Annotated in this window: 23 protein-coding genes, 1 tRNA gene and 1 pseudogene; 13 read left to right on the forward strand and 12 right to left on the reverse strand. The window is 68.0% G+C overall.

The features are described 5' to 3' along the window. Window positions 1-2: 2 nt before the first annotated feature. From aroC to aroA, 3 genes are all read right to left on the reverse strand, one after another. Window positions 3-1,157 carry a chorismate synthase gene (aroC, locus tag D8670_RS00290; RefSeq protein WP_121816103.1) on the reverse strand — a complete coding sequence of 385 codons (1,155 nt, stop codon included), beginning with the start codon at window positions 1,155-1,157 and terminating at the stop codon, window positions 3-5. 92 nt (window positions 1,158-1,249) lie between these two features. Continuing rightward, entirely contained in the window at window positions 1,250-2,497 is a 1,248-nt protein-coding gene (locus D8670_RS00295; RefSeq protein WP_121816104.1) for an alkaline phosphatase family protein, read from the reverse strand. Window positions 2,498-2,566: 69 nt separating this feature from the next. Beyond that, window positions 2,567-3,877, reverse strand: coding sequence for a 3-phosphoshikimate 1-carboxyvinyltransferase (aroA, locus tag D8670_RS00300; RefSeq protein WP_121816105.1), 1,311 nt, complete (start codon window positions 3,875-3,877; stop codon window positions 2,567-2,569). Between the two features lie 120 nt (window positions 3,878-3,997). On the opposite strand from aroA, the gene D8670_RS00305 reads away from it, so the two are divergent. Beyond that, window positions 3,998-5,170 (forward strand): M24 family metallopeptidase, encoded by a 1,173-nt coding sequence (locus D8670_RS00305; RefSeq protein WP_121816106.1) that lies wholly within the window; start codon window positions 3,998-4,000, stop codon window positions 5,168-5,170. A gap of 30 nt (window positions 5,171-5,200) precedes the next feature. On the opposite strand, the gene D8670_RS00310 is transcribed toward D8670_RS00305, so the two are convergent. Continuing rightward, window positions 5,201-5,995, reverse strand: coding sequence for a DUF7537 family lipoprotein (locus D8670_RS00310; protein ID WP_121816107.1), 795 nt, complete (start codon window positions 5,993-5,995; stop codon window positions 5,201-5,203). Window positions 5,996-6,089: 94 nt separating this feature from the next. Between D8670_RS00310 and D8670_RS00315 the strand changes: the two genes are divergently transcribed. The 5 genes from D8670_RS00315 to D8670_RS00335 all read left to right on the forward strand — a co-directional run bounded on the left by D8670_RS00315 (window position 6,090) and on the right by D8670_RS00335 (window position 10,212). Beyond that, entirely contained in the window at window positions 6,090-6,818 is a 729-nt protein-coding gene (locus D8670_RS00315) for a prephenate dehydrogenase/arogenate dehydrogenase family protein (protein WP_121816108.1), read from the forward strand. A gap of 40 nt (window positions 6,819-6,858) precedes the next feature. After that, complete coding sequence (locus D8670_RS00320; protein ID WP_121816109.1) at window positions 6,859-8,289, forward strand: small ribosomal subunit Rsm22 family protein; 1,431 nt, start codon at window positions 6,859-6,861, stop codon at window positions 8,287-8,289. A 103-nt stretch (window positions 8,290-8,392) separates the two neighbouring features. Next, window positions 8,393-9,196: a 5'/3'-nucleotidase SurE gene (surE, locus tag D8670_RS00325; protein WP_121816110.1), complete on the forward strand. Its 804-nt coding sequence runs from the start codon at window positions 8,393-8,395 to the stop codon at window positions 9,194-9,196. Window positions 9,197-9,266: 70 nt separating this feature from the next. Continuing rightward, entirely contained in the window at window positions 9,267-9,497 is a 231-nt protein-coding gene (locus tag D8670_RS00330) for an Rdx family protein (RefSeq protein ID WP_121816111.1), read from the forward strand. Between the two features lie 58 nt (window positions 9,498-9,555). Continuing rightward, entirely contained in the window at window positions 9,556-10,212 is a 657-nt protein-coding gene (locus tag D8670_RS00335) for an HD domain-containing protein (RefSeq protein ID WP_121816112.1), read from the forward strand. A 30-nt stretch (window positions 10,213-10,242) separates the two neighbouring features. Here D8670_RS00335 and D8670_RS00340 read toward each other — a convergent pair whose 3' ends face one another. Beyond that, a complete protein-coding gene (locus D8670_RS00340) occupies window positions 10,243-10,476 on the reverse strand; it encodes a DUF7385 family protein (RefSeq protein ID WP_121816113.1) in 234 nt (77 codons plus the stop codon). Between the two features lie 156 nt (window positions 10,477-10,632). Further along, on the reverse strand, window positions 10,633-10,827 hold the full coding sequence (locus D8670_RS00345; protein ID WP_121816114.1) for a cold-shock protein: 195 nt from the start codon (window positions 10,825-10,827) through the stop codon (window positions 10,633-10,635). Window positions 10,828-11,075: 248 nt separating this feature from the next. On the opposite strand from D8670_RS00345, the gene D8670_RS00350 reads away from it, so the two are divergent. Both D8670_RS00350 and D8670_RS00355 read left to right on the forward strand, forming a co-directional pair. Then, window positions 11,076-11,591 carry a DUF6789 family protein gene (locus D8670_RS00350; RefSeq protein WP_121816115.1) on the forward strand — a complete coding sequence of 172 codons (516 nt, stop codon included), beginning with the start codon at window positions 11,076-11,078 and terminating at the stop codon, window positions 11,589-11,591. 173 nt (window positions 11,592-11,764) lie between these two features. Then, a complete protein-coding gene (locus tag D8670_RS00355; protein ID WP_121816116.1) occupies window positions 11,765-12,385 on the forward strand; it encodes a class I SAM-dependent methyltransferase in 621 nt (206 codons plus the stop codon). 193 nt (window positions 12,386-12,578) lie between these two features. On the opposite strand, the pseudogene D8670_RS00360 reads toward D8670_RS00355, so the two are convergent. Both D8670_RS00360 and D8670_RS00365 read right to left on the reverse strand, forming a co-directional pair. After that, window positions 12,579-13,831: pseudogene (locus D8670_RS00360) on the reverse strand (anion permease). A 168-nt stretch (window positions 13,832-13,999) separates the two neighbouring features. Further along, window positions 14,000-14,071: transfer RNA gene (locus D8670_RS00365), tRNA-Ala, on the reverse strand. Between the two features lie 221 nt (window positions 14,072-14,292). Between D8670_RS00365 and D8670_RS00370 the strand changes: the two genes are divergently transcribed. From D8670_RS00370 to D8670_RS00390, 5 genes are all read left to right on the forward strand, one after another. After that, window positions 14,293-14,847, forward strand: coding sequence for an NUDIX hydrolase (locus D8670_RS00370; RefSeq protein ID WP_121816117.1), 555 nt, complete (start codon window positions 14,293-14,295; stop codon window positions 14,845-14,847). Between the two features lie 152 nt (window positions 14,848-14,999). Continuing rightward, a complete protein-coding gene (locus tag D8670_RS00375) occupies window positions 15,000-15,464 on the forward strand; it encodes a 30S ribosomal protein S15 (RefSeq protein WP_121816118.1) in 465 nt (154 codons plus the stop codon). Beyond that, a complete protein-coding gene (locus tag D8670_RS00380; RefSeq protein ID WP_121816119.1) occupies window positions 15,465-16,646 on the forward strand; it encodes an exonuclease RecJ in 1,182 nt (393 codons plus the stop codon). Continuing rightward, entirely contained in the window at window positions 16,643-16,879 is a 237-nt protein-coding gene (locus tag D8670_RS00385) for a KEOPS complex subunit Pcc1 (RefSeq protein ID WP_121816120.1), read from the forward strand. Before D8670_RS00380 ends, D8670_RS00385 begins: the two co-directional genes overlap by 4 nt. Beyond that, window positions 16,876-17,511: a 30S ribosomal protein S3ae gene (locus D8670_RS00390; RefSeq protein WP_121816121.1), complete on the forward strand. Its 636-nt coding sequence runs from the start codon at window positions 16,876-16,878 to the stop codon at window positions 17,509-17,511. Before D8670_RS00385 ends, D8670_RS00390 begins: the two co-directional genes overlap by 4 nt. Window positions 17,512-17,559: 48 nt before the next feature. On the opposite strand, the gene D8670_RS00395 is transcribed toward D8670_RS00390, so the two are convergent. The 4 genes from D8670_RS00395 to D8670_RS00410 are packed head-to-tail and all read right to left on the reverse strand — an operon-like array spanning window position 17,560 to window position 20,430. Next, window positions 17,560-18,327, reverse strand: coding sequence for a DUF7289 family protein (locus D8670_RS00395; RefSeq protein WP_121816122.1), 768 nt, complete (start codon window positions 18,325-18,327; stop codon window positions 17,560-17,562). Next, entirely contained in the window at window positions 18,324-18,830 is a 507-nt protein-coding gene (locus D8670_RS00400) for a DUF7266 family protein (RefSeq protein WP_121816123.1), read from the reverse strand. Before D8670_RS00400 ends, D8670_RS00395 begins: the two co-directional genes overlap by 4 nt. After that, window positions 18,827-19,789, reverse strand: a complete 963-nt coding sequence (locus D8670_RS00405) for a DUF7261 family protein (protein WP_121816124.1) — start codon at window positions 19,787-19,789, stop codon at window positions 18,827-18,829. Before D8670_RS00405 ends, D8670_RS00400 begins: the two co-directional genes overlap by 4 nt. Beyond that, window positions 19,783-20,430: a DUF7288 family protein gene (locus tag D8670_RS00410; RefSeq protein WP_121816125.1), complete on the reverse strand. Its 648-nt coding sequence runs from the start codon at window positions 20,428-20,430 to the stop codon at window positions 19,783-19,785. Before D8670_RS00410 ends, D8670_RS00405 begins: the two co-directional genes overlap by 7 nt. Between the last annotated feature and the right edge of the window lies 1 nt (window position 20,431).

Below are 20,431 nucleotides of genomic sequence, written 5' to 3' on the forward strand. Positions count from 1 at the left end.
CCTTACTCCTCGTTCTCCGGACTACTGGGGTGGTACTCCGTATCGTACTCGCCGGGCCGGTCGTCGACGCGGTCGGGGTTCATGCGGCCGGAGAGCAGCATGAAGTCGACGAGCGTCAGCGCGAGCATCGCCTCGACGACGGGGACGCCCCGCGGCGGGAGGACCGGGTCGTGCCGGCCGATCACCTTCTCCTCTTTCTCCTCGCCGGTCTCCCAGTCGACCGTCTGCTGGGACTTGGGGATCGACGTGGGCGCGTGCAGGGTCACCTCGCCGTAGATGGGTTCGCCGCTGGTGATGCCGCCCTGGAGGCCGCCGTGGTCGTTCTCGGCGGGGACCGGGTCGCCGTCCTCGCCGAACTCCCAGTGGTCGTTGCGCTCGTAGCCGGTGTACTCCCGGGCGTCCTTGCCGAGGCCGAACTCGAAGGCGGTCGTCGCGGGGACGCTCATCATCGCCTGGCCGAGGCGGGCCTCGACCGAGTCGAACCGGGGCGCGCCGAGGCCGCGCGGGACGCCGCGGGCCTCGAAGTAGATGCTCCCGCCGATGGAGTCGCCCTCCTCCTGGTACTCCTCGATGAGTTCCTGCATCGCCTCGGCGGTCTCGGGGTGGGCGCAGCGGACGTCGTTCTCCTCGGAGTGCTCCTTGATCTGCTCGAAGGAGACCTCGGGCGCCTCGACGTCGCCGATCTGGTTGACGTGGGCCTTGAGTTCGATCCCCTCGCGGGCGAGCAGTTTCTTGGCGATCGCGCCGGCGGCGACCCAGTTGACCGTCTCGCGCGCGGAGGAGCGCCCGCCACCGCCCCAGTTTCGCGTGCCGAACTTGGCGGAGTAGGTGAAGTCGCCGTGGCTCGGCCGCGGCGCAGTGATGAAGGGCTCGTACTTGCCGGAGCGGGCGTCCTTGTTCTGGATGACCATTCCGATCGGGGTGCCCGTCGTGTAGCCGTCCTGAACGCCGCTTTTGATCGAGACGTCGTCCGGCTCGCCGCGGCTCGTCGTGATCATCGACTGGCCGGGTTTGCGCCGGTCGAGGTCTTGCTGAATGTCCTCCTCGGAGAGTTCGAGCCCGGCAGGACAGCCGCTGACCGTCACGCCCATGGCCTCGCCGTGGCTCTCGCCGAAGGTGGTCACCTGGAACAGGCGACCGAAGCTGTTGCCGTTCATTACTCACTCGTCCGGACGCCGGCCATTTAGATGTTGCAATACGCGCAAGAACGGGCAGGGCGGCTCGGCAGCGTCGGCGAGATGGACGCCGACTACTCCCGCAACTCGGACAGCCGGACAGCCGCGAACGGCACCAGCATCTCGTGGGGGTGTAGGCCGCCGTGCATCCCGATCAGTTCCAGCTCACCCGGTTCGGCGTCGCCCCACCAGGTCCCCAGGTTCCGGTGAGTGAGAACCAGGTCGCCGAGGCGGCGGCGGAAGGCTCCGGAGGGCTCGACGTCGCCGAACAGGTCGCGGCCGAGGACCTCCTCGCGGGTGAAGACCCGCGCGTCGAGTTCGCCGCGGAGGCGGTCGGCGACGGCGTCGACGCGGTCCGGCCGGAGCTGTAGGTGAACGTTCCGTGGGCTCCCGGAGAAGCGGATCGGCGTGCCGTCGGCGCGCTGGCGGAGGGAATCGGGCAGCCCATCGATGCCGCCGAGGTCCACGTTGCGTGCGGGGTCGGTGTCGACGTGGCCGTGGTCGGCGGTGACGACGAGGAGCGCGTCCTCCGCGGTGTCGTCGCCGACGCTTTCGACCGCGCGTTCGAGCTGCTCGCAGAGCGACGCGAGCGTCTCCTGATAGGACTCCGCCTCGGTCCCGTCAGCGTGCGAGGCGGCGTCGATCTGGGGGAGGTAGGTGAAGACGTAGGACAGCCCGTCCCCGTCTGTGTCGACGAGGGCATCGCGGAGTCGGTCGCCGACCTCTACGACGTCCTCGTACGGGTAGCCCTCGACACCCTCGACCCCGTCCGCGAAGGGCGACACGAAGCGCGCCCCGATCCCCGCGTCCGCGAGTTCCGGGTACAGCGGGTCCGCGTTCGCCACGTCGTCGCGGGTCAGCCCGGTCGGCGGAGTCCCGTCCTTGGTCAGGAACGGGAGCGCTTCGAACTCCTCGTCGACGGTCGGTTCGTACACGTTCCAGCCGACCACGCCGTGTTCGGCCGGGAGGGCGCCGGTGTGGAGCGTGGTGATAGCTGCGGCCGTCTCCGAGGGATAGACGGAGGTGAGCGGCGTGACGACGCCGCGTTCGGTGATCCGGTCGAGGAGCGCGTGGCGCTCGCGGTCGCGCTTCCACTGTTGGAGACCGAACCCGTCGATCAGGACGACGAGGACGGTGTCGACGCCGTCCGTCTCGACGCCGTCGAAGACGTCTTCCGGGAGCGTTCGCCCGGTCTCCGCGCCGAGCAGCGACGTGGCGGTGTGGGAGACGTTCGCGAAGCAGTACCCCTCGTAGTCCGGGAAGAGGTAGCCGTCGTCCTCGAACTCGTCACGGAGGTGGGCCTCCACGTCCGACCGAAGCATGGTCGAGGCGTCGGCCGACCGCGAGAAGTAGCTATCGGTGCTGTGGGTCGGTGTACCGCTCTCGGTGGTTCACTCCCCCGAGCGTTCGACCGACGCGCCGAGGTCGTACAGCACGTCGAAGAAGTCGGGGAAGGAGACGTCGACGTGTTCGCCGCCCTCGATCGTCGTCTCGCCGTCGGCGACGAGGCCGGCGACAGCTAGCGACATGACGACGCGGTGGTCCGCGCGGCCGTCGACCCGCGCGCCGACCAGGTCCGAGTCGCCGCCGTGGATCGTGAGGGTGTCCTCCTCTTCGCTGACCTCCGCGCCGAGCTTCTCCAATTCCTCGGCCATCGCGCTCACGCGGTCGGTCTCCTTGTAGCGCACGTGCTCGCAGTTTTCGATCTCCGTGACGCCGTCGGCGATAGCGCCGACCGCGGCGACCGTCGGCAGGAGGTCCGGCGTGTCGCCCACGTCGACGGTGGTGCCGACGAGGTCGGAGCGTTCGACGGTGATGACGCCCTCCTCGCGGTCCCAGTCGACGGACGCGCCCATGTCTTCGAGGATGCCGACGATCGCGCTGTCGCCCTGCGCGCTCGGATGGGCGCCCTCGACGCGGAGGTCGTCCCCAGCGGCGACAGCGCCGGCGGCGAGCAGGTACGACATCGAGGAGAAGTCGCCGGGGACGTGGTACTCCCCGCCGGCGTCGTAGGACTGCCCGCCGGCGTCGTAGGACTGCCCGCCGGCGACGCTGAACCCGTCGTCGGTCTTCTCGGCGTCGACGCCGAAGTCGTCGAGCACCTCCAGCGTGATGTCCACGTACGGCGCGGACTTCAGTTCGGTTTCGAGGTCGACGTCGATCCCCTCGTCGGTGACGGCGCCGGCCATCAGTAGCGCCGTGATGTACTGTGACGACACGTCGCCGGGGATAGAGACCTCGCCGCCGGAGAGGGGGCCGCCGACGACCAGCGGCGCTTGCCCGTTGCCGCGGGTGCTCTCCGCGCGCCCGCCCAGGTCCTCGATGGCGTCGAGCAGCGGCCCTTGCGGGCGCGACCGAAGGGAGTCGTCGCCGGTGATGACCGTCGCGCCGTCGGCGAGCGCCGCCGCGGCGGTGACCAGCCGCATCGTCGTCCCGCTGTTGGCGCAGTCGACGACGTCGTCCGGGACGTAGGGGCGGCCGGCGAAGCCGGTGATCGCGAGGTCGTCGCCGGAATCTTCGACGGTGCCGCCGAAGGCCTCGACGGCGCGCATCGTCGCGCGGGTGTCGGCGCTCCGGAGCGGGTCGTGGACCAGCGCCCCGTCCGCGTAGCCGGCGGCGAGGATGGCGCGGTGCGTGTAGCTCTTCGACGGCGGGGCTCTCGCAGCGCCCGCGACCGTCGACTCGGAGACGGTGACGTCCATAGCGGATGCTTTCCCCGCACCGCTATCAGGCTACCGGAGTCGGCAGCGTTCCCCCGCAGCGGACGCCGAGAGCGGATCGGATCCCCGCATATTTTGTCGGTTCCGGCCGGAGCAACGCGCATGGAACCCGACCTCTCGCGACTCGACGCGCACCTCGACGACGCGGACGCCGACGGCTACCTCATCTACGACGACGACTCGGAGTCGGACCAGCTCTATCTCGCCGGGTTCGGCGCGCCCGACCCGTTCACGACGCTGTACACGCCCGACGGCCTCCACCTGCTCGTCTCCGGGCTGGAGTACGGCCGCGCGACCTCCGAGAGCAGGGCCGACAGCGTCACCCGACTGGCCGACTACGACCGCCGCGCGAAGATCGAGGAGTACGGTCGCCACGAGGCGTTCTACCGGATCATCGCGGAGTTCCTCGACGACCACGGCGTCGCCGCCGCCGCCGTCCCCTCGGACTTCCCCGTCGGCCTCGCCGACGGCCTGCGGGACCTCGACGTGACCGTCCTTCCTGAGACCGACGACGTGATCACGGAGATCCGGTCGGTCAAGACCGACGAGGAGGTCGAGCACGTCCGCGCCGCCCAGAAGGCGAACGAGGCGGCGATGGCGGCGGCGGAGTCGCTGATCGCGGCGGCCGACGTGGAGGACGGCACCCTCGTCTACGAGGGCGAGCCCCTGACCAGCGAGCGCGTCAAGGAGGAGATAGAGGTGACGCTCCTGCGCAACGGCTGCGCGCTCGACGAGACCATCGTCGCCTGCGGCGCGTCGGCCGCCGACCCGCACGACCGCGGGAGCGGCCCGCTCGCGGCCGACGAGACGATCGTCGTCGACATCTTCCCGCGGGACAAGGAGACGAAGTACCACGCCGACATGACCCGGACGTTCGTCAAGGGCGAGGCGAGCGACGAGGTCCGGGACTACTACGAGACGACCCACGACGCGATGGAGGCGGCGTTCGACGCCATCGAGCCCGGCGCGACTGGGGCCGAGGTCCACGACGCCGTCTGCGACGTGTACGAGTCGGCCGGCTACCCGACGCTTCGGAGCGACGAGAGCGCCGAGACGGGATTCATCCACGGCACCGGCCACGGCGTCGGTCTGGACGTCCACGAGCAGCCGGGCGTCCACCCGGACGGCGAGGAGCTCGAACCGGGTCACGTGATCACCGTCGAGCCCGGCCTCTACGACCCCGAGGTCGGCGGCGTCCGCATCGAGGACCTCGTGGTCGTCACGGAGGACGGGTACGAGAACCTCACGGACTACGAGAAGGCGTTAGAACTGTAACCCGCGCGTCGCGGGAAGTCGCTCCCGGAGTTACGCCTGCGAGCGGGCGTCCTCGACCCACGCCGGCGGTTCGACCGTCACGTCGCCGAGCGCGGTGACGCGGTAGCTCGCCTCGAACGAGACCGCCGTCCCGTCGCTCGTCGTCCCCTCGGCGGAGACCTGCACCTCGTGGACGACGCCGGACTCGCTGACGAGGGCGAAGCCGGAGGCGTTCTCCGTCTCGAAGTTCTCGTTGCTGTCGTTGTACGCGGCCAGCTCGTAGCGGACCAGGGTCTCGCCGTCGCGCTCGACGACCTCCTCGGCGGTGAAGTTACCGGTCGAGAGGAGGTCGTTCACCAGCTGGCCGGCGGTCTCCTGCCGGTGGGTCTCCTCGAAGGACGCGCTCGACTCCTGGACGCGGAGCCTGGTGTCGCCGTTCGCGGTCAGGTTGTTGTGCTGGTGCGTCGCGTTCTGGTACCACTCGTTTTGCATCCCCTCGGTCGCGATCGCGCCGACCATCCGCTGGTCGTCGAGGCTGCTCCGGAGGGAGTACGTCACGTTCTGGCTCCGCTCGCCCTGGACGGACGTCTGGTCGATCTCAATCGCGTAGTCGCTCTCGTTCAGCGCCGCGCCGTGGGCGGCGACCACTGCGTCCACGTCGTCGATGCCGTCGGCGGACGCCCCGTCGGGGTAGTCGACGTCCGAGAGCGACAGGGCCTCGGTCGTCTCCATCTCCGTCGTTCCGTTCGTCTCTCCCTCGGGCGCGTCCGAGCCCACGAGGCCCGAACACCCCGCGAGAGCGACGAGGGCGATCACGGCCGTGACTGCGAACAATCTGCGATTCATACCGATACCTACCATTTCTCATTGATAAACCTGGCGAGGGTATCGGTGCGCTGATCGAACCGCTTTTAGGAGAGAGCGAGCCTACTTCCCGTCAATGGAGGTACTGGTCGTCGGCGCGGGGGCGATGGGTCGCTGGTTCGCCGACGCCGTCGGGGCCGCGACCGCGTTCGCCGACGTGGACCGAGACGCGGCGGCGGCCGCCGCCGAGGCGACGGGCGGGCGCGTCGTCCCCCTCGACGGGGACGAGACGTTCGACGCGGTGTGTATCGCGGTGCCCATCTCGGCCGGCGAGGCGGCCATCGCAGAGCACGCCCCGCGGACCGAGCGCGCGCTGGTGGACGTCACCGGCGTCATGACCGGCCCCGTCGCGGCGATGGCCGAACACGCGCCCGACCGCGAGCGGCTGAGCCTGCACCCGATGTTCGCGCCGGAGAACGCCCCCGGCAACGTGGCGGCGGTCCGAGACGCCGCCGGCCCCGTCACCGACGCGATCGTCGAGGACCTGGCCGCGGCGGGCAACGACCTGTGCGAGACGACGCCCGCGGAGCACGACGAGGCGATGGAGACTGTACAGGCGAGTGCCCACGCCGCCGTCCTCGCGTTCGCGCTCGCGGCCGGGGACGTGCCCGAGGGGCTGACGACGCCGGTGTACGAGGACCTGGCCGCCATCGCGGACCAGGTGACCGGGAACGAACCGCAGGTGTACGCCGAGATCCAGTCGACGTTCGACGGCGCGGACGCGGTGGCGGAGGCGGCGGCCCGTCTCGCCGACGCGGACGGCGACGCGTTCGAGGCGCTGTACCGGGAGGCGAGCGAGCGATGAGCGACCGGCCCGCGACAGACGACAGCGAGGACACCAGACGATGACAGACCAGCGAGCGGCGATACGATCGAACGCGAAGTACCTGCGCAACGTCAGGCCAGTCGATCCCGAGGAGATCTGCGAGTACGTCGAGGGCCAGCCCCACCCCGCGGTCGTCCGGCAGACGCTCCGCGAGGAGGCGTTCGACCTCGGCCTCGTCGAGCGCGAGGACGGCACCTTCGTCCCGGTCGACGACGAGCCGGCGCGGCCAGCGTTTCACGGCGTCACGTCGTTTCCCGACGCCTACGCTCGGGAACTGGAGGACCTGCTGGTCGAGCGCTACGGCGCCGGCTGGCCCGAGGGAGAGAGCGGCGACGCGCTGCGGGAGACGATCCGGAAGCTGAAGGACGCATACTACCGACAGCATCCCGTCGAGTACGATGCGGAGGCGGCGCTCGCCTACGCGGTCTACCACCTGCCGGACTACTACGCCGCCGTCCAGTACGTCCTCGCGGAACTGGCCGAGGAGGGGCTGCTGCCCCGGACGCTCCGCGTGCTGGACGTGGGCGCGGGCGTCGGCGGCCCGGCGCTCGGCCTGCACGACTTCCTCCCCGACGACGCGCTCGTCGACTACCACGCCGTCGAGCCCAGCGCGAGCGCGGACGTCCTCGAACAACTACTCGACGGGACGCGGCGGAACTTCCGGACGACCGTCCACCGCGACCGGGCGGAGGAGTTCGACCTGAAAACGGATGGCTCGGCGGGAGACGGCGACGACTGGGACCTGATCCTCTTCGCCAACGTCCTCAACGAACTGGACGACCCGGAGGGGACGGCCCGCAGCTACCTCGACGCGCTGGCAGAGGACGGCTCGCTGGTCGCGCTTGCGCCCGCGGACAAGAACACGAGCGCCGGCCTCCGCGCGGTCGAGCGCTCCCTGACCGACGACGCAGCGGTGTTCTCGCCGACCGTCCGCCTGTGGCCCCACGAGGAACCGGACGACGCGGGCTGGTCGTTCACGGTGAAACCCGACCTCGACGCGCCGGCGTTCCAGCGTCGACTGGACGAGGCCGCGACCGATCCCGAACACGAGCCCGGCGAGTTCGTCAACGTCGACGTGCAGTACTCCCACGCGATACTGCGGCCGGACGGCCGGCGGAAGATCGACTACAACCCCGACCCGTCGCGGTTCGCGAAGATGGCTGAGATGGACGCCCACGTCACCGACCGCATCGACCTCGTCGCGCTCAAGTTGAGCCACGACCTCAGCGGTCCCGACGCCAACCCGCTGTTCAAGGTGAGCGACGGGAGCGAAGGGGTCGACCACTACGCCGTGTTGACGAAGGAGACGACGCTGAACGCCGACCTCCGGACGGCGGAGTACGGCGACCTGCTGACGTTCGACGGGGCGCTCGCGCTGTGGAACGACGACGAGGGGGCGTACAACCTCGTGATCGACGAGGAGACCGTGGTCGAGCGCGTGCCGGTGTAGGCACGACCGGCGGCCGCAGACCGCGGACCCCCGACCGCTGACGGTCGGTCCCTCGCTCCGACCGAGCGGTGGGCTTTTCGCGGAGGCCTCCTAGTCGAAGCCCATGGCGGAGAACGACCGGCCCGAGATCCTCCTGACGAACGACGACGGCATCGAGAGCCCCGGCTTCCGCGCGCTGTACGACGCGCTCTCGGCGGTCGGCAACGTCACCGCCGTCGCCCCCGCGGACGACCAGAGCGCGGTCGGGCGGGCGATGTCGAACGAAGCGGCGGTGACCGAACACGAGCTCGGCTACGCGGTCGAGGGGACGCCCGCGGACTGCGTCGTGGCCGGGCTCCAGGCGCTCGGGCCGTATCCGGACATCGTGGTCTCCGGATGCAATACCGGCGCTAACCTCGGCGCGTACGTGCTCGGGCGGTCCGGCACGGTCAGCGCGGCCGTCGAGGCGGCGTTCTTCGGCGTACCGGCCATCGCCGTCTCGCTGTACGTTCCCGTCGGCGACATCGAGTGGTCCGACTTCGAGCCGGCCCCCGGGGACTACGAGGAGGCCGTCCGCGCGACGACGCACCTCGTCGAGAACGCGCTCGACGCGGACCTGTTCGAGACCGCGGACTACCTGAACGTGAACGCGCCGATGCCCGAGGGGACGCCCGCCCCGATGGAGGTCACCGAGCCGTCGCACGTCTACGACATGGACGCCACCCACGAGGACGGCGTCGTCCGCCTCCACGACCGCATCTGGGAGCGCATGGCCGAGGGCGACGTTCCGGACCCCGAGGGGACGGACCGCCGGGCGGTCGCCGAGGGGCGGATCAGCGTCTCCGCGCTCACCGCGCCCCACACCACCGAGCACCACGAGCCGCTCGACTCGCTCGTCCAGGCGTACCCGGGCAACGCGTCGCGATAGGCCGCGAGGCCGGTCCCGCAGCGGTGACCGCGCGCGTGGTTTTACGTCGCGGTCGCCCGTACCGTCGACCATGTCGCACGTCGAAATCGAGTACTGCGTCCCCTGCGGCTTCCTCGACCGCGCCGAAGACGTCCAGCACGCCCTGCTGTCCTCGCTGGGAGAGGATCTAGAAGCCGTGACGCTGCGCACCGGCGACCACGGCGTGTTTCGCGTCGACGTCGACGGCGAAACCGTGTTCGACAAGGCCGACGACGAGTTCGACGTCGACGGCATCGTCCGCGACGTTCGGAACCGGCTCTAGCGCCCCCTCGTACCGCTCCGCCGACACCGTTTTGGTAGCCGTCCCCGAGACCCGACGTATGACCGACAGATCCGTCGCGGGGGCGACCGAGCACCGCGACCGCCCCGTCTTCCGAGCGATCGCCGACGAGATGGAAGCGTGGCTGGGCGACGACTCCACCGGCCACGACATGGACCACGCGTGGCGCGTGTTCGACCTCGGCGTCCGCATCGCCGAGGCGGAGGGCGCGGACGTCGAGGTCGTCGGCGCCGCCGCGCTGACCCACGACGTGCACCGCGCGATGGGCGAGTCGATGGACGTCCACCCGAAGGAGTCGCTTGAGGAGGTCCGAGCCGTGCTCTCAGCGGCGGGCTACCCCGCGGAGAAGGTCGACGACGTGCTCCACTGCGTGACGGTCCACGACGAGTACGAGTTCCGCGGGATCGAGCACGAGGCCGAGAGCGTCGAGGCCGAGGTGCTCCGCGACGCGGACAACCTCGACGCGATGGGGGCGGTGGGTATCGCCCGGACCTTCGCGTTCAGCGGCGTCGCGGGCCACCGTCTCTGGGACCCCGACGGCGGGGAGTACTCGGCGCTCGACCACTTCGACGAGAAGCTGTTGCGACTGCGCGAGGAGATGCACACGGAGACGGCGCGGGCGTTCGCCGAGGAGCGCCACGCCTTCATGGAGGAGTTCGTCGAGCGCTTCCGCGAGGAGTGGCGGGGCGAACTGTAACTGACGCGAGGACGTCGCCGCGGCCCGAACTCAGTGCTTGTGCGTGAACAGCAGCACGTCGTCCTCGTGAGTCGTCACGCAGAGGTCGAGCAGCATGCTCAGTTCGAGGCTGTTCATCTCCTCCTCGCAGATCACGAGGTCGTCGAACGGATCGTCGCAGGCCGGACAGGTGATGCTCACCGTGTTGCGGTAAGTCGTGACGCCGTCGGCGGACTCGTGGGGCGTCAGCGACGAGACCATCTCGTCGAATTCGCTTTCGTCCATGGTCTGACAGACGGACCGATCCATCATAATACTTCGTCGCCGCGGACCGGCGCGTGGGCTCGTCGGTCGTGCGGTCACAGAACCGTCGGTCGTCGCGCCCGATAGCCGGAGCGGTCGCTCGCCGGTCGAAAAATCGTAGAAAGCGTGGGTCGAACTCTAGACGCGAACGACGTTCGTCGCGCGCGGGCCCTTGGGGGCCTGCTCGATGTCGAATTCGATGTCCTCATCTTCTTCCAGGTCGGGGCCGCCAACGTCTTCCATGTGGAAAAACACGTCGTCGTCCGCGTCGTCAGTCGAGATGAAACCGTAGCCGCCAGTGTCGTTGAAGAAATCAACAGTTCCTTTCGCCATTACGAATAGACAAACGGCCGCTCTACGGATAACCTTTCCGAGAGTCGTGGTACCACGATGGTATCTTGATGGACGGTCGAACGAAAATACCCGGGCTCGTTCAACGCTCATCTATCCGAGTTGGGAGAGCTACGCCGGTTCGTCGGTCACCCCCTCACCGCCGGCGTGGCACGGCCACCCGACCCCGGTTAACGGGTGACAGTCACCCTCACAGTTTATAGTTAACGAGAACCACGTTACGAGTTAGCATGAGCAGCGAACACTCGGAGGCCAGTTCGATACCCGGCGAAGAAACGGTGCTCGCCGAAGAGATCCCGATCACGCTCCGGTTGATCGGGACGGCCATGGTCAGCGGGCTGGTCGGGATGATCCTGATGCTGCCTCTACTGGCGGGGGTCCCCATCCTGGTCGACCTGTTCCGGACCGAACCGATCCTGGAGTTCGCGACGTTCGCGACAATCATCGGGGTCGAGCCGTCGCTGATCGTCGGGATGGCGCTGTTCGGCCTCGGCGGCACGCTGTTCCTTCCAGTCCAGTTCCTCGTCGTCGGGGCGTTCCTCCCGCCGGACACCCCGCGGTACCTCCGCGGCGTCAGCTTCGCCCTCATCTACTGGATCGGGTTCATGCTGGCGTTCTGGCCCGGCGGCAGCGCCCTCGCGATCGGCCTGTTCATCGTCGTCTCGTTCGTCTCGCACGTGATCTACGGCCTCTCGATCGGCTACCTGACGGACCGGTGGGCCGAGATCCCGCAGCACGCGGTCTGAGGTTTCGAACCCTTTTCGAGAAGTCCGCAGCGGATCGGCTACTCGGTGATGCCGTGAGACGCTACCCTCGGTGCAGTGTTACGCCTCCCTCGACGAGCCCAGAACCGTGACCGAGCACTTGCCCGCATGAGCAACCCCCGCGGGTACATAGGCCCGGAGGCCGAAGGGCCGCTATGACCTCGTGGGACGAACGCTTTCGCACCGGTAGCTATCCGTCCGACCCGGATCCCGCGCCGGTCCTGCGGGACTACGTCGAGACGTTTCCGGACGGACGCGCTCTCGACGTGGCGACCGGCACCGGCCGAAACGCCGTCTTTCTCGCCGAGCGTGGGTACGAGGTCGACGGACTCGACAGATCCCGCGAAGGACTCCGGATCGCGCGACGGAACGCGACGCGGCGCGGCGTCGACGCGCGCTGTAACTGGATCCAGGCCGACGCGACGGCGTTCGAGTATCCGGCGGACCGGTACGACGTGATCGCGATCAGTTTCTTCCGACCGTTCGGGCGACTCCCGGACATCAAAGCGGCGCTGGCGCCCGGCGGCGTCCTCTTCTATCACCACCATCTCCGGTCGTCGGACCCCGTCGACGCCGGCCCCGGAACGGACCGCTACCGGTTCGCGTCGAACGAACTCCTCCGGGCGTGTCTCGACCTGACCGTCCTCTACTACGAGGAGACGACCGACCCCGACGGCGACCGTTCTGCCGCCCACGCAACCGTCATCGCCCGGAACTCGTCGGGTCCGGAGCAAACCTATCCGCGAACGCCCCGGTCGAGAGGGAGAAACGGGTAAGGACCGCCGCGACCGAACTCGTCGGCGGTGCCGACGCCCTGCCCGGCGAACCCCGCAGCGTCCTCGCACGCACGAATCACCGCCACCGCCTGTGCGGTGGAGACTAGTGTCGGGCACTGTCTCACCCGCTGGTCGGCGTAGACTCAGTTCGGAGGAGGGACCCGAGGCCCGGATACCCGGTCGGACAGTCGGTTCATAACAGGATCAGGAAGAGGAGATACGACCCGACGACCGATAGCGACGGCGTGAGGATCCAGAGGACGACGATACGGCTCGTTGCCGCCGGATCGAACAGGGTTTCGGCGGTCAGTTCCTCGATGTCCTCCTTGCCGATCGGTGGCACCGACGGGGGATCGTCGTCCCGGCCGGCGCGGGCGGGGCCCTCACCAGCCGCGAGCTTGCCGACGGTCGGGCCTGCGGGCTCGTCGCCCTCGGCCGGCGGGGCTGCGAGCGCTCCGATGGCGAGACTCGGGCCGGGTTCGTCCTCGGTGGGGAGGGCGGCTAGCTCCGCGAGCGTGACAGCACGACTCGCCCGACCCCAGCCGAGGCCGATGATACAGCAGGTCGTGCTCACCGCGAGGCTCGCAGGAATGCCGTAATACGAGAGGACGGTGATGATCGTCGCACCCACGGTGGAGACGATCAGAGCCGCCAGGATCGGGAGATCGGTGATGCCGTCACCGACCGTCGCGAGGGTGCGACGAGCGATAGTGAACCCGCCGAGGCTGATGGCGCCGACCGCGAGAAGCACGCCCTGGTCGATACTGACCGCTCCGTTGCCGACGACGGGGCGACCGCGTTGGCCGCGTTCGAAGCCCCTGCACTGAACCCCATGTAGCAGGCGATCCCGAGTACCAGCGCCGACCCGACGAGGTCGCGCGGTGACGCGTTCCGGTTGAATCTGAGTCGTGGAAGACCGCCCGAGCGGTCGACCTGTATCAACTGCCGTTCGAGTCGCGTGAACGACATGCGAGCGTCGAGTTGCGGATAGACGTACCGGCCGATGACGGTATCGATCACCAACCCGATGAGCGGCGCGACGAGCCACGCAGAAACGATGGTGAACATCAACGCCTCGTTGAGCGTCCCCGTCGCGAGCCCCAGTCCGACGATAGCACCGACGGCCGTCATCGACGTCGAAGCCGGGACGCCGTAGATGTTCGATATCAGCAGCGAGAGGCCGGTGAAAAACCGGACGCCGATACCCGCCACGGGGGTGAACTTCACCGACGGGACGATGCCGCCGCTCATCGTCTCGATGACGTTCCGGCCGACCGTCCACGCGCCCAGAAACGCGAAGACGGTAAAGAGCACTCCGGCAGTGAATTTTCTGACAAGTCAGCTCCCGACGGCCGGCCCGAAGGCGACCCCGGTCGACGATCCGCCCATATTAAACCCGACGAATGCGGCGACAAACAGGCCAACGACGAGCAGTGTTGTGGCCATAGTCGACTCTCGTATAGGACGACCGTTCCGGTTGTAAATGTAAGGGACCGTCTATCTGTGGTCGGGGCGTACGATGGCGATTCACAGAACGGCAAACAGGAGCGGGGACGAAGACGTCCGAACAGGATCCTTTCCTCTCGAACCCTGATCACGCCGCGAGAACGGTAGTGGACTCGGCGGGATTTGAACCCGCGGCCTTCCCCGTGCCAGGGGGATGATCTACCGCTGATCTACGAGCCCTCGTGCGCAGTATATCGTAGCGTCGGATGTATTGATAAAACCGTCGGATCGGTCGCTCCCCGGGACAGCGTATCACTCGGTCGACTCAACCCCGGTCGTTCGGCTCCGATCCCCGAGTACCAGCCCCGAGACGGTCACACACCGGCCGCACCGTCGGACCGAAGATCCGGAACGATCGTGACGTAGAAACGCTTTCTCATCGATGCGTGCTATCAATCACCATGGTCGATTTCGACTTCGCCGACATCGACGCCGTCGCGGTCGACCCGGACCACTGCCACCGCTGCGGCGAAGCGGTCGGCACCTGCGAGTTCGAGGGGAACGAACAGCCGTGGTGCCCGGAGTGCGACCTCGTGCTCTCCCGGAACCCGGTGCCGGGGGTCCACGTCGTCGTGCGCGACGAGGACAGCGTTCTCGTCCTCGACGAACCGATCCCGCAACATGAGGGGGTGTTGAGCCTTCCCGGCGGACACGCGAGACACGACGAGGGCCCGCGGGAGGCGCTCGTCCGCGAACTGGAAGAGGAAACCGGTCTCCGGGCCGACCCCGCGGACCTACGGCTGCTCACCGTTCTCCACGCCGAGGGGGCGGACGTCGCCTTCTACCTGATCACGTACGCGCTGGCGCGGGCCGACGCCGAGGGCGCGTTGACGCCGGAGGCCGAGGGGTTCGAGGTCGAGTTTCGACCGCTGCGGGAACTCAGAGCGTCGTCCGACCGAATTCGAGACTCCGACCTGGAGCGCATCGAGCTGGCGTTCGACGGCGACGCGGAGTAGAAACCCTTTAGTCCGGCACGCGGGTACGGTCCGACGGGAACAGCACGACCGCAAATCTGACACGCCGTCGCGTTCGACGGCTCGGGATTGCGGTAGTGCAGGCGCGAACGCGCCGATACTACAGCGGTCTGTGCGGTTCCTATCCTCAAACTATGGCACGAATGCACACCCGACGCCGCGGCTCGTCCGGTTCGGACAAGCCGACGGCGGACGAACCGCCGGAGTGGAGCGACGTCGACGACGAGGCCATCGAAGAGCGCGTCGTCGAACTGGCAGAGCAGGGGCTTGACCCGAGTCAGATCGGGATGAAGCTCCGTGACGAGGGCGTGAAAGGCACGCCGGTCCCGGACGTCAAGCTGGCGACCGGGAAGAAGGTCACGGAGATCCTAGAAGAGAACGACGCCGGCTCCGACCTGCCGGAGGACCTGCGGAACCTCATGGAACGCGCGATCCGACTGCGCGAGCACATGGAGGAGAACCCCCAGGACCACCAGAACAAGCGCGCGCTGCAGAACACCGAGTCGAAGGTCCGCCGCCTGGTCGACTACTACCGCGGCGACGCCCTCGACGAGGACTTCACGTACTCGTACGACGTCGCCGTCGACCTCCTCGAATAGATGTCCACCACGGGTCGAACCGCACCGGCCGACGCCGACGCCCTCGCCGCGCGGCTCCGCGAGGCCCCGTTCGTTCGGATCCTCGCGGCCGCCGACGGCGACAGCGTCGCCGCGAGCGCCGTCGTCGCTCGCGCGCTCGACTCGCCGTTCCAGGTGAGCGTCACCCGGACGGCCGACGAGCGCGAGCGCCGCGCGGCGCGGGTCGCGGACGACCACCCTGACGAGGCGGCCCTGACGCTCGTCGTCGGCGACGACGCCGACGGCCCGGCCGTCCCGGGCGTCGAGCGGCCCGCCAGCGTCACCGCCGTCGACGTCGCCCGCGAACTGGGCGCGTCGCCGGACCCGGTGCTTTCGCTCGCCGGAACGTTCGCGGCGGGGACCGTCCCCGGCGCGGGCGACAGCGCGAGCGTCCTCGCCGCGGCGGAGGAGCGCGACCTGGTCGAGCGCCGACCGGGCGTCGCCGTTCCCACCGCCGACCTGACGGACGGGCTGGCTCACACGACGCTCGTCCACGCCGACTTCTCCGGCGACCCGACGGCGGCCGGCGCGGCGCTGGCCGACCTCGACCTGCCGGCGGAGCTCGACGACGACGCCCGGCGGTCGGTCGCATCGCTCGTCGCGCTGTCGGCCACGGGCGGCGAGGGGACTATCCCGCGCGCCGCCGACGCCGTCGAACGGGCGCTTCGCCCGTACGCGACGCCGGACGCGCCCTTCGCCACCGTCGGCGGCTACGCCGACGTGCTCGACGCGGTCGCCGAGCACGCGCCCGGCACCGCCGTCGCGCTGGCGCTCGGCCACGACGCCCGCGACGCCGCGCTCGACGCGTGGCGCGACGCGAGCGAGCGCGCGCACCGCGCGCTCCGCGAGGCGACGACCGGCCGGTACGACGGCCTGTTCGTCGCCCGCGACGACGCCGCGCCGGTCGCCACGGCAGCCCGACTGCTGCGGGACTTCCGATCGCCGGAGCCCGTGGCGCTCGTCGTCGGAAACGGCGAGGCGGCCGCCGCGGCGACGGACGACCGCGGTATCGGCCCGGCGATGCGCGCCGGCGCTGCGGCCGTCGACGGCGAGGCAGGCGGCGACACCCGCACCGGCTACGCGCGGTTCGACCCGGACGAGGACGACGGGGCGACCAGCCCCGAAACGAGGGAGTTCATCGCGGCGTTCAGGGGGGCACTATGAAGCGCGCCGAGATCCGCACGGAACTGGAGCGGCCCGCCCTCGTCGCCGCGGCGGTCAGCCCCGACAACACGTCGGAGATGACCACGCGCGTCGAGGGCGACGCCGTCGTCACGCGCATCGAGCGCGAGACGACCGGCGGGCTCCGGTCGACCGTCGACGACTACGTCGTCAACCTCGACGTCGCCTCCCGGGTAGCACAGCTCGGAAACGACTTCACCAACACACAATCATGAGCGAACGATCAGTCTCGAAGCAGAAGCAGGAGAAGCGGTGGTACACCGTCCACGCCCCGGAGCAGTTCGACCGGGAGCCGCTCGGCGATACCCCCGCGGACGAACCTGAGAAAGTACTGGGCAGAACGATCGAAACCACGCTCGGCGACCTCACCTCGGACGCCGGCGAGAACAACACGAAGCTGACCTTCAAGATCAACGACGTGGGCAGCGACGCGGCCTACACCGAGTTCATCAAGCACGAACTCACCCGCGACTACCTGCGCAGCCTCGTCCGCCGCGGCGCCTCGAAGATCGAGGCCAACATCACGGTGCTGACGACGGACGACTACCGCGTCCAGATCCAGCCCGTCGCGTTCACGACGAAGAAGGCCGACGCTAGCCAGGAGAAGGCCATCCGCCGGACGATGATCGACCTCGTCAACGAGGCCGCCGACGAGCGCTCGTTCGAGCAGCTCATCGACAGCATCGTCGAGGGGCGGCTCTCCAGCGCCATCTACGGCGAGGCGAAGACGATCTACCCGCTTCGCCGCGTCGAGATCCAGAAGGCGACGCTCGAAGCGCGTCCCGAGGAAGTCGCCACCGAAGAGGAGACCGCTGTCGACGTCGACGAAGAGGAAGTCGAGGTCTAACCGACGCAATTTTTCTCCGCGACGCCCGAACGAGCCGAGAGCGCCGCGTCAGCCGATGAACCGGATGTGGATCTCGGTCTGTCGGACGTAGAGGTCGATCTGACCGCTATCGGGGGCGCACTGGTACGTGACCCTGTTACCGTCGGTTTCCTCGTGGGTCCATCCCTCGTCCTCGAAGTAGTCGCCCCAGGCCTCGGTCTTGCTGGAGTCGATGGTCACGTTCACGTAGTCGACCGATGCGGTGTCGGACGACGTGGTCGTACTCCGGTTGAGCGGATACCGCAGGTAGCGCTTGTCGAGTTCCGCGACGACCTGCGCGGTGCCGTCGGAACTGTAAGCGGTTTCCTCCGGCGTCGACAGCGACACGATCGAGACGACGGCGTGCGAGTCGGAACACTGGATCTCGGGCTCCGAGAGCATCGCGCGGCGGTTGTCGCCGTCGCGGCGGAACACGGCCCCGCTCTCGTACTCGATACGGGTGCCCTCGTACTCGTACGTTAGCGCCCCGACCCGATCGAACGATTGGTTCCAGTTCGGGGACGAGACGTTGAACTGGGTGTCCTCCTGGACCGAGATGGTCCCGCCCGAGAGCCGGAGTTCGCCGGATCGGCCCTGAACCTGTCGGTCCTCGATGTCGCCGAGGTTGTCCGAGAGGGCGACGAACGCCCGTTCGGCGTTGCGCTTCTGCTCGTCTTCCTGGTAGCCGGTGAGCGTCGACAGCCCGTAGGTGTAGGTGATACCGACGCTCGTGATGATGAGCGAGAAGACGAGCACGAACGCGATCATGTCGCTGACGGCGCGGTCCGTTCCTCTCATGGGTCGTTCTCGATAGTTATCGTCGGGCTTTCGCCCGGTTCGTTTTCGTACACGATGAACACGTCGCCACCGTTCGCGGCACCGTCCTCCACCTTCGTGTCCAGATCCAGCGGGACGACCACGTCGCGATCGAGCTCCGAAGTGGACAGTACCAGACATCCGTCGTACGCATCGACGTAACTGACGTCGCAGACGGTCCCGTTCCGTAACCGGACCGTGTAACTGGACCCGCTCACCCGCGACGGGTGGTTGGTCTCCAGTTCGATGCGTTCGTCGGCGTCAGGGGTCGCCGCTCGGTCGACGCTGCTTATCTCCCCGCCGATACGGTCGCCGATCGTGTTGAGCTCTCCGCGGGCCGCGTTCTCGCGTTCCTGTTCGAGGATGCTCCCCGCGGAGATGAGCAGTCCCGCGAGCAGGATCGTCGTGATACCGATGGCGAGGATGTGCGTGACGGCGACCGAGACGCCGCGGCGGTCGTCGCGGAAGTGGCCGCGGTCGATCACTGCGGTCCCTCCCTGACCGTGACGGTCTGGTTGCTCTCGTAGGTGACCGACCGGGACTCGAAGTCGAGGTCGACGCCGGCCTCTAGAAGGATGACGTTAGCGTACGGATCGTCTCCATTTCTGGTGTTGTAGTCTGATCGGCCGTCGTAGTCGGTTCCGTTGACGATGAACGAGTAGTTTCCTTCAATCTTATCCGAATCGTCGTACGAAACCGAATATGGGGCAGTAAGCTGCTCCATCGAATCGAACGTGCAGCCGTCCCCGTTGATGCTGCCGTTCGTCACATTAACCGACACCACTCCTGACGGATCACTCTCCGTGCATGACTTCTCTAACGTGTTCCCCTGATACTGATTGAGTACCAGTTCGTTGGACCCGGTTGTATACATTTCGAGCGTTATATCTTGCTCCGAACCGCCCTCACTTCGGAGCGTGATGTTGAAGTAACTGACAGCACTGCTGTAGTCTGGACCGGTATCGACGTTGATGATAAAATCGCTTACATTTCGAGGGTCAGAGTCTTCTACTGGGTGCCAGTCAGTATCTGAATCTGCAGATACAAACGTCCCGCCGTCTTCCTGCACCACTCGCGTCCCGTTCACTGTGCTCGATTTGTTGAACCGCACGTCGACGTACTGCGGACTCGTGTCCGCGTACGACTCCGCTAGGAGGTCGCCGTACACCGTGACGTTCTCGTCGACGTTCTCGACGACCTTGTCGTTGGAGTCCGTCCCGTTTTCCACGTGTTTCACGAGTTCGGGCAGTTCGCGGTCGACCTGCTGCTGGAACTCCGAGGCGTCCTCGACTTCCTCGACGGCGCCGCGGGCGGCGAGGTTGTTCGTGAACAGGACGGTGTTGAACACGACCACCAGACTGAGGATGATGAACGCGATGGCGACGCTCCCCACGAGTACCAGTTGGGCACGGTCGTCATCGGTGAAAGCGGGTCGGGTCACCATACGACGACGCGCACCTCCGCGACGGTGTAGATGGTACTGTTCGGAGCGGTGTCGCTCACCGGGAACTCGTAGTTCGGGTCCGCGGCCGCATCCTCGACCGTGCCGTCGTAGTTCGGCAGCGTGTCGTTGTCGTAGATCGTCACCATTCTGGTCGCGACGACGGCGTTGTCCGACGGCACGCCGCGATACACCATGTTCCTGCGCATCACGCCGACGGTGGCGTTCCCGCCCGCGCCCTCGCAGTTCGAGTCGTTCGTCGCGACGCAGCGGTACTCGACGACGACGTTGTACACCTTCCCGCGCTGGTTGAACGTCTGGTTCAACATCGTCCCGAACTGCGTTGGAGGCGGGTCCGCGCCGTAGCCGATGTCAGACCGTTCGCTCCCCTCGTAGTAGTCCGAGTCTTCGCCGTCGAAGTTCAACACGAGATACTTCAGCGACCCGTTGTTGTGGGCCTGCTGCAGGATGTCGTTGGCCTGCGTCTGGTGCTGCGCGCGGACGTCGCGGTCGACCGTCCCCGAGGTCGTCGGGGTGATGATGACCGACTGGAGCGCGAACAGCACCGCCGTCAGGATCAGCATCGAGCCGATGAACCCTTCGAGCGTGAACGCCTGCGCGCGCTCGTCGTTTCGTCCCGGCATG

Source organism: Halostella limicola (assembly GCF_003675875.1).
Taxonomy (GTDB): domain Archaea; phylum Halobacteriota; class Halobacteria; order Halobacteriales; family Natronoarchaeaceae; genus Halostella; species Halostella limicola.

Excerpts from the sequence above, each read along its gene's own strand:
- D8670_RS00355 (WP_121816116.1), top strand. The coding sequence starts at position 11,765 with ATGACCTCGTGGGACGAACGCTTTCGCACCGGTAGCTATCCGTCCGAC.
- D8670_RS00335 (WP_121816112.1), top strand. The coding sequence starts at position 9,556 with ATGACCGACAGATCCGTCGCGGGGGCGACCGAGCACCGCGACCGCCCC.
- D8670_RS00370 (WP_121816117.1), top strand. The coding sequence starts at position 14,293 with ATGGTCGATTTCGACTTCGCCGACATCGACGCCGTCGCGGTCGACCCG.
- D8670_RS00390 (WP_121816121.1), top strand. The coding sequence starts at position 16,876 with ATGAGCGAACGATCAGTCTCGAAGCAGAAGCAGGAGAAGCGGTGGTAC.
- D8670_RS00330 (WP_121816111.1), top strand. The coding sequence starts at position 9,267 with ATGTCGCACGTCGAAATCGAGTACTGCGTCCCCTGCGGCTTCCTCGAC.
- D8670_RS00310 (WP_121816107.1), bottom strand. The coding sequence starts at position 5,995 with ATGAATCGCAGATTGTTCGCAGTCACGGCCGTGATCGCCCTCGTCGCT.
- D8670_RS00395 (WP_121816122.1), bottom strand. The coding sequence starts at position 18,327 with ATGAGAGGAACGGACCGCGCCGTCAGCGACATGATCGCGTTCGTGCTC.
- D8670_RS00320 (WP_121816109.1), top strand. The coding sequence starts at position 6,859 with ATGACAGACCAGCGAGCGGCGATACGATCGAACGCGAAGTACCTGCGC.
- aroC (WP_121816103.1), bottom strand. The coding sequence starts at position 1,157 with ATGAACGGCAACAGCTTCGGTCGCCTGTTCCAGGTGACCACCTTCGGC.
- D8670_RS00350 (WP_121816115.1), top strand. The coding sequence starts at position 11,076 with ATGAGCAGCGAACACTCGGAGGCCAGTTCGATACCCGGCGAAGAAACG.
- D8670_RS00340 (WP_121816113.1), bottom strand. The coding sequence starts at position 10,476 with ATGGACGAAAGCGAATTCGACGAGATGGTCTCGTCGCTGACGCCCCAC.
- D8670_RS00385 (WP_121816120.1), top strand. The coding sequence starts at position 16,643 with ATGAAGCGCGCCGAGATCCGCACGGAACTGGAGCGGCCCGCCCTCGTC.
- D8670_RS00375 (WP_121816118.1), top strand. The coding sequence starts at position 15,000 with ATGGCACGAATGCACACCCGACGCCGCGGCTCGTCCGGTTCGGACAAG.
- aroA (WP_121816105.1), bottom strand. The coding sequence starts at position 3,877 with ATGGACGTCACCGTCTCCGAGTCGACGGTCGCGGGCGCTGCGAGAGCC.
- D8670_RS00315 (WP_121816108.1), top strand. The coding sequence starts at position 6,090 with ATGGAGGTACTGGTCGTCGGCGCGGGGGCGATGGGTCGCTGGTTCGCC.
- D8670_RS00295 (WP_121816104.1), bottom strand. The coding sequence starts at position 2,497 with ATGCTTCGGTCGGACGTGGAGGCCCACCTCCGTGACGAGTTCGAGGAC.
- D8670_RS00305 (WP_121816106.1), top strand. The coding sequence starts at position 3,998 with ATGGAACCCGACCTCTCGCGACTCGACGCGCACCTCGACGACGCGGAC.
- D8670_RS00410 (WP_121816125.1), bottom strand. The coding sequence starts at position 20,430 with ATGCCGGGACGAAACGACGAGCGCGCGCAGGCGTTCACGCTCGAAGGG.
- D8670_RS00345 (WP_121816114.1), bottom strand. The coding sequence starts at position 10,827 with ATGGCGAAAGGAACTGTTGATTTCTTCAACGACACTGGCGGCTACGGT.
- D8670_RS00380 (WP_121816119.1), top strand. The coding sequence starts at position 15,465 with ATGTCCACCACGGGTCGAACCGCACCGGCCGACGCCGACGCCCTCGCC.
- surE (WP_121816110.1), top strand. The coding sequence starts at position 8,393 with ATGGCGGAGAACGACCGGCCCGAGATCCTCCTGACGAACGACGACGGC.
- D8670_RS00405 (WP_121816124.1), bottom strand. The coding sequence starts at position 19,789 with ATGGTGACCCGACCCGCTTTCACCGATGACGACCGTGCCCAACTGGTA.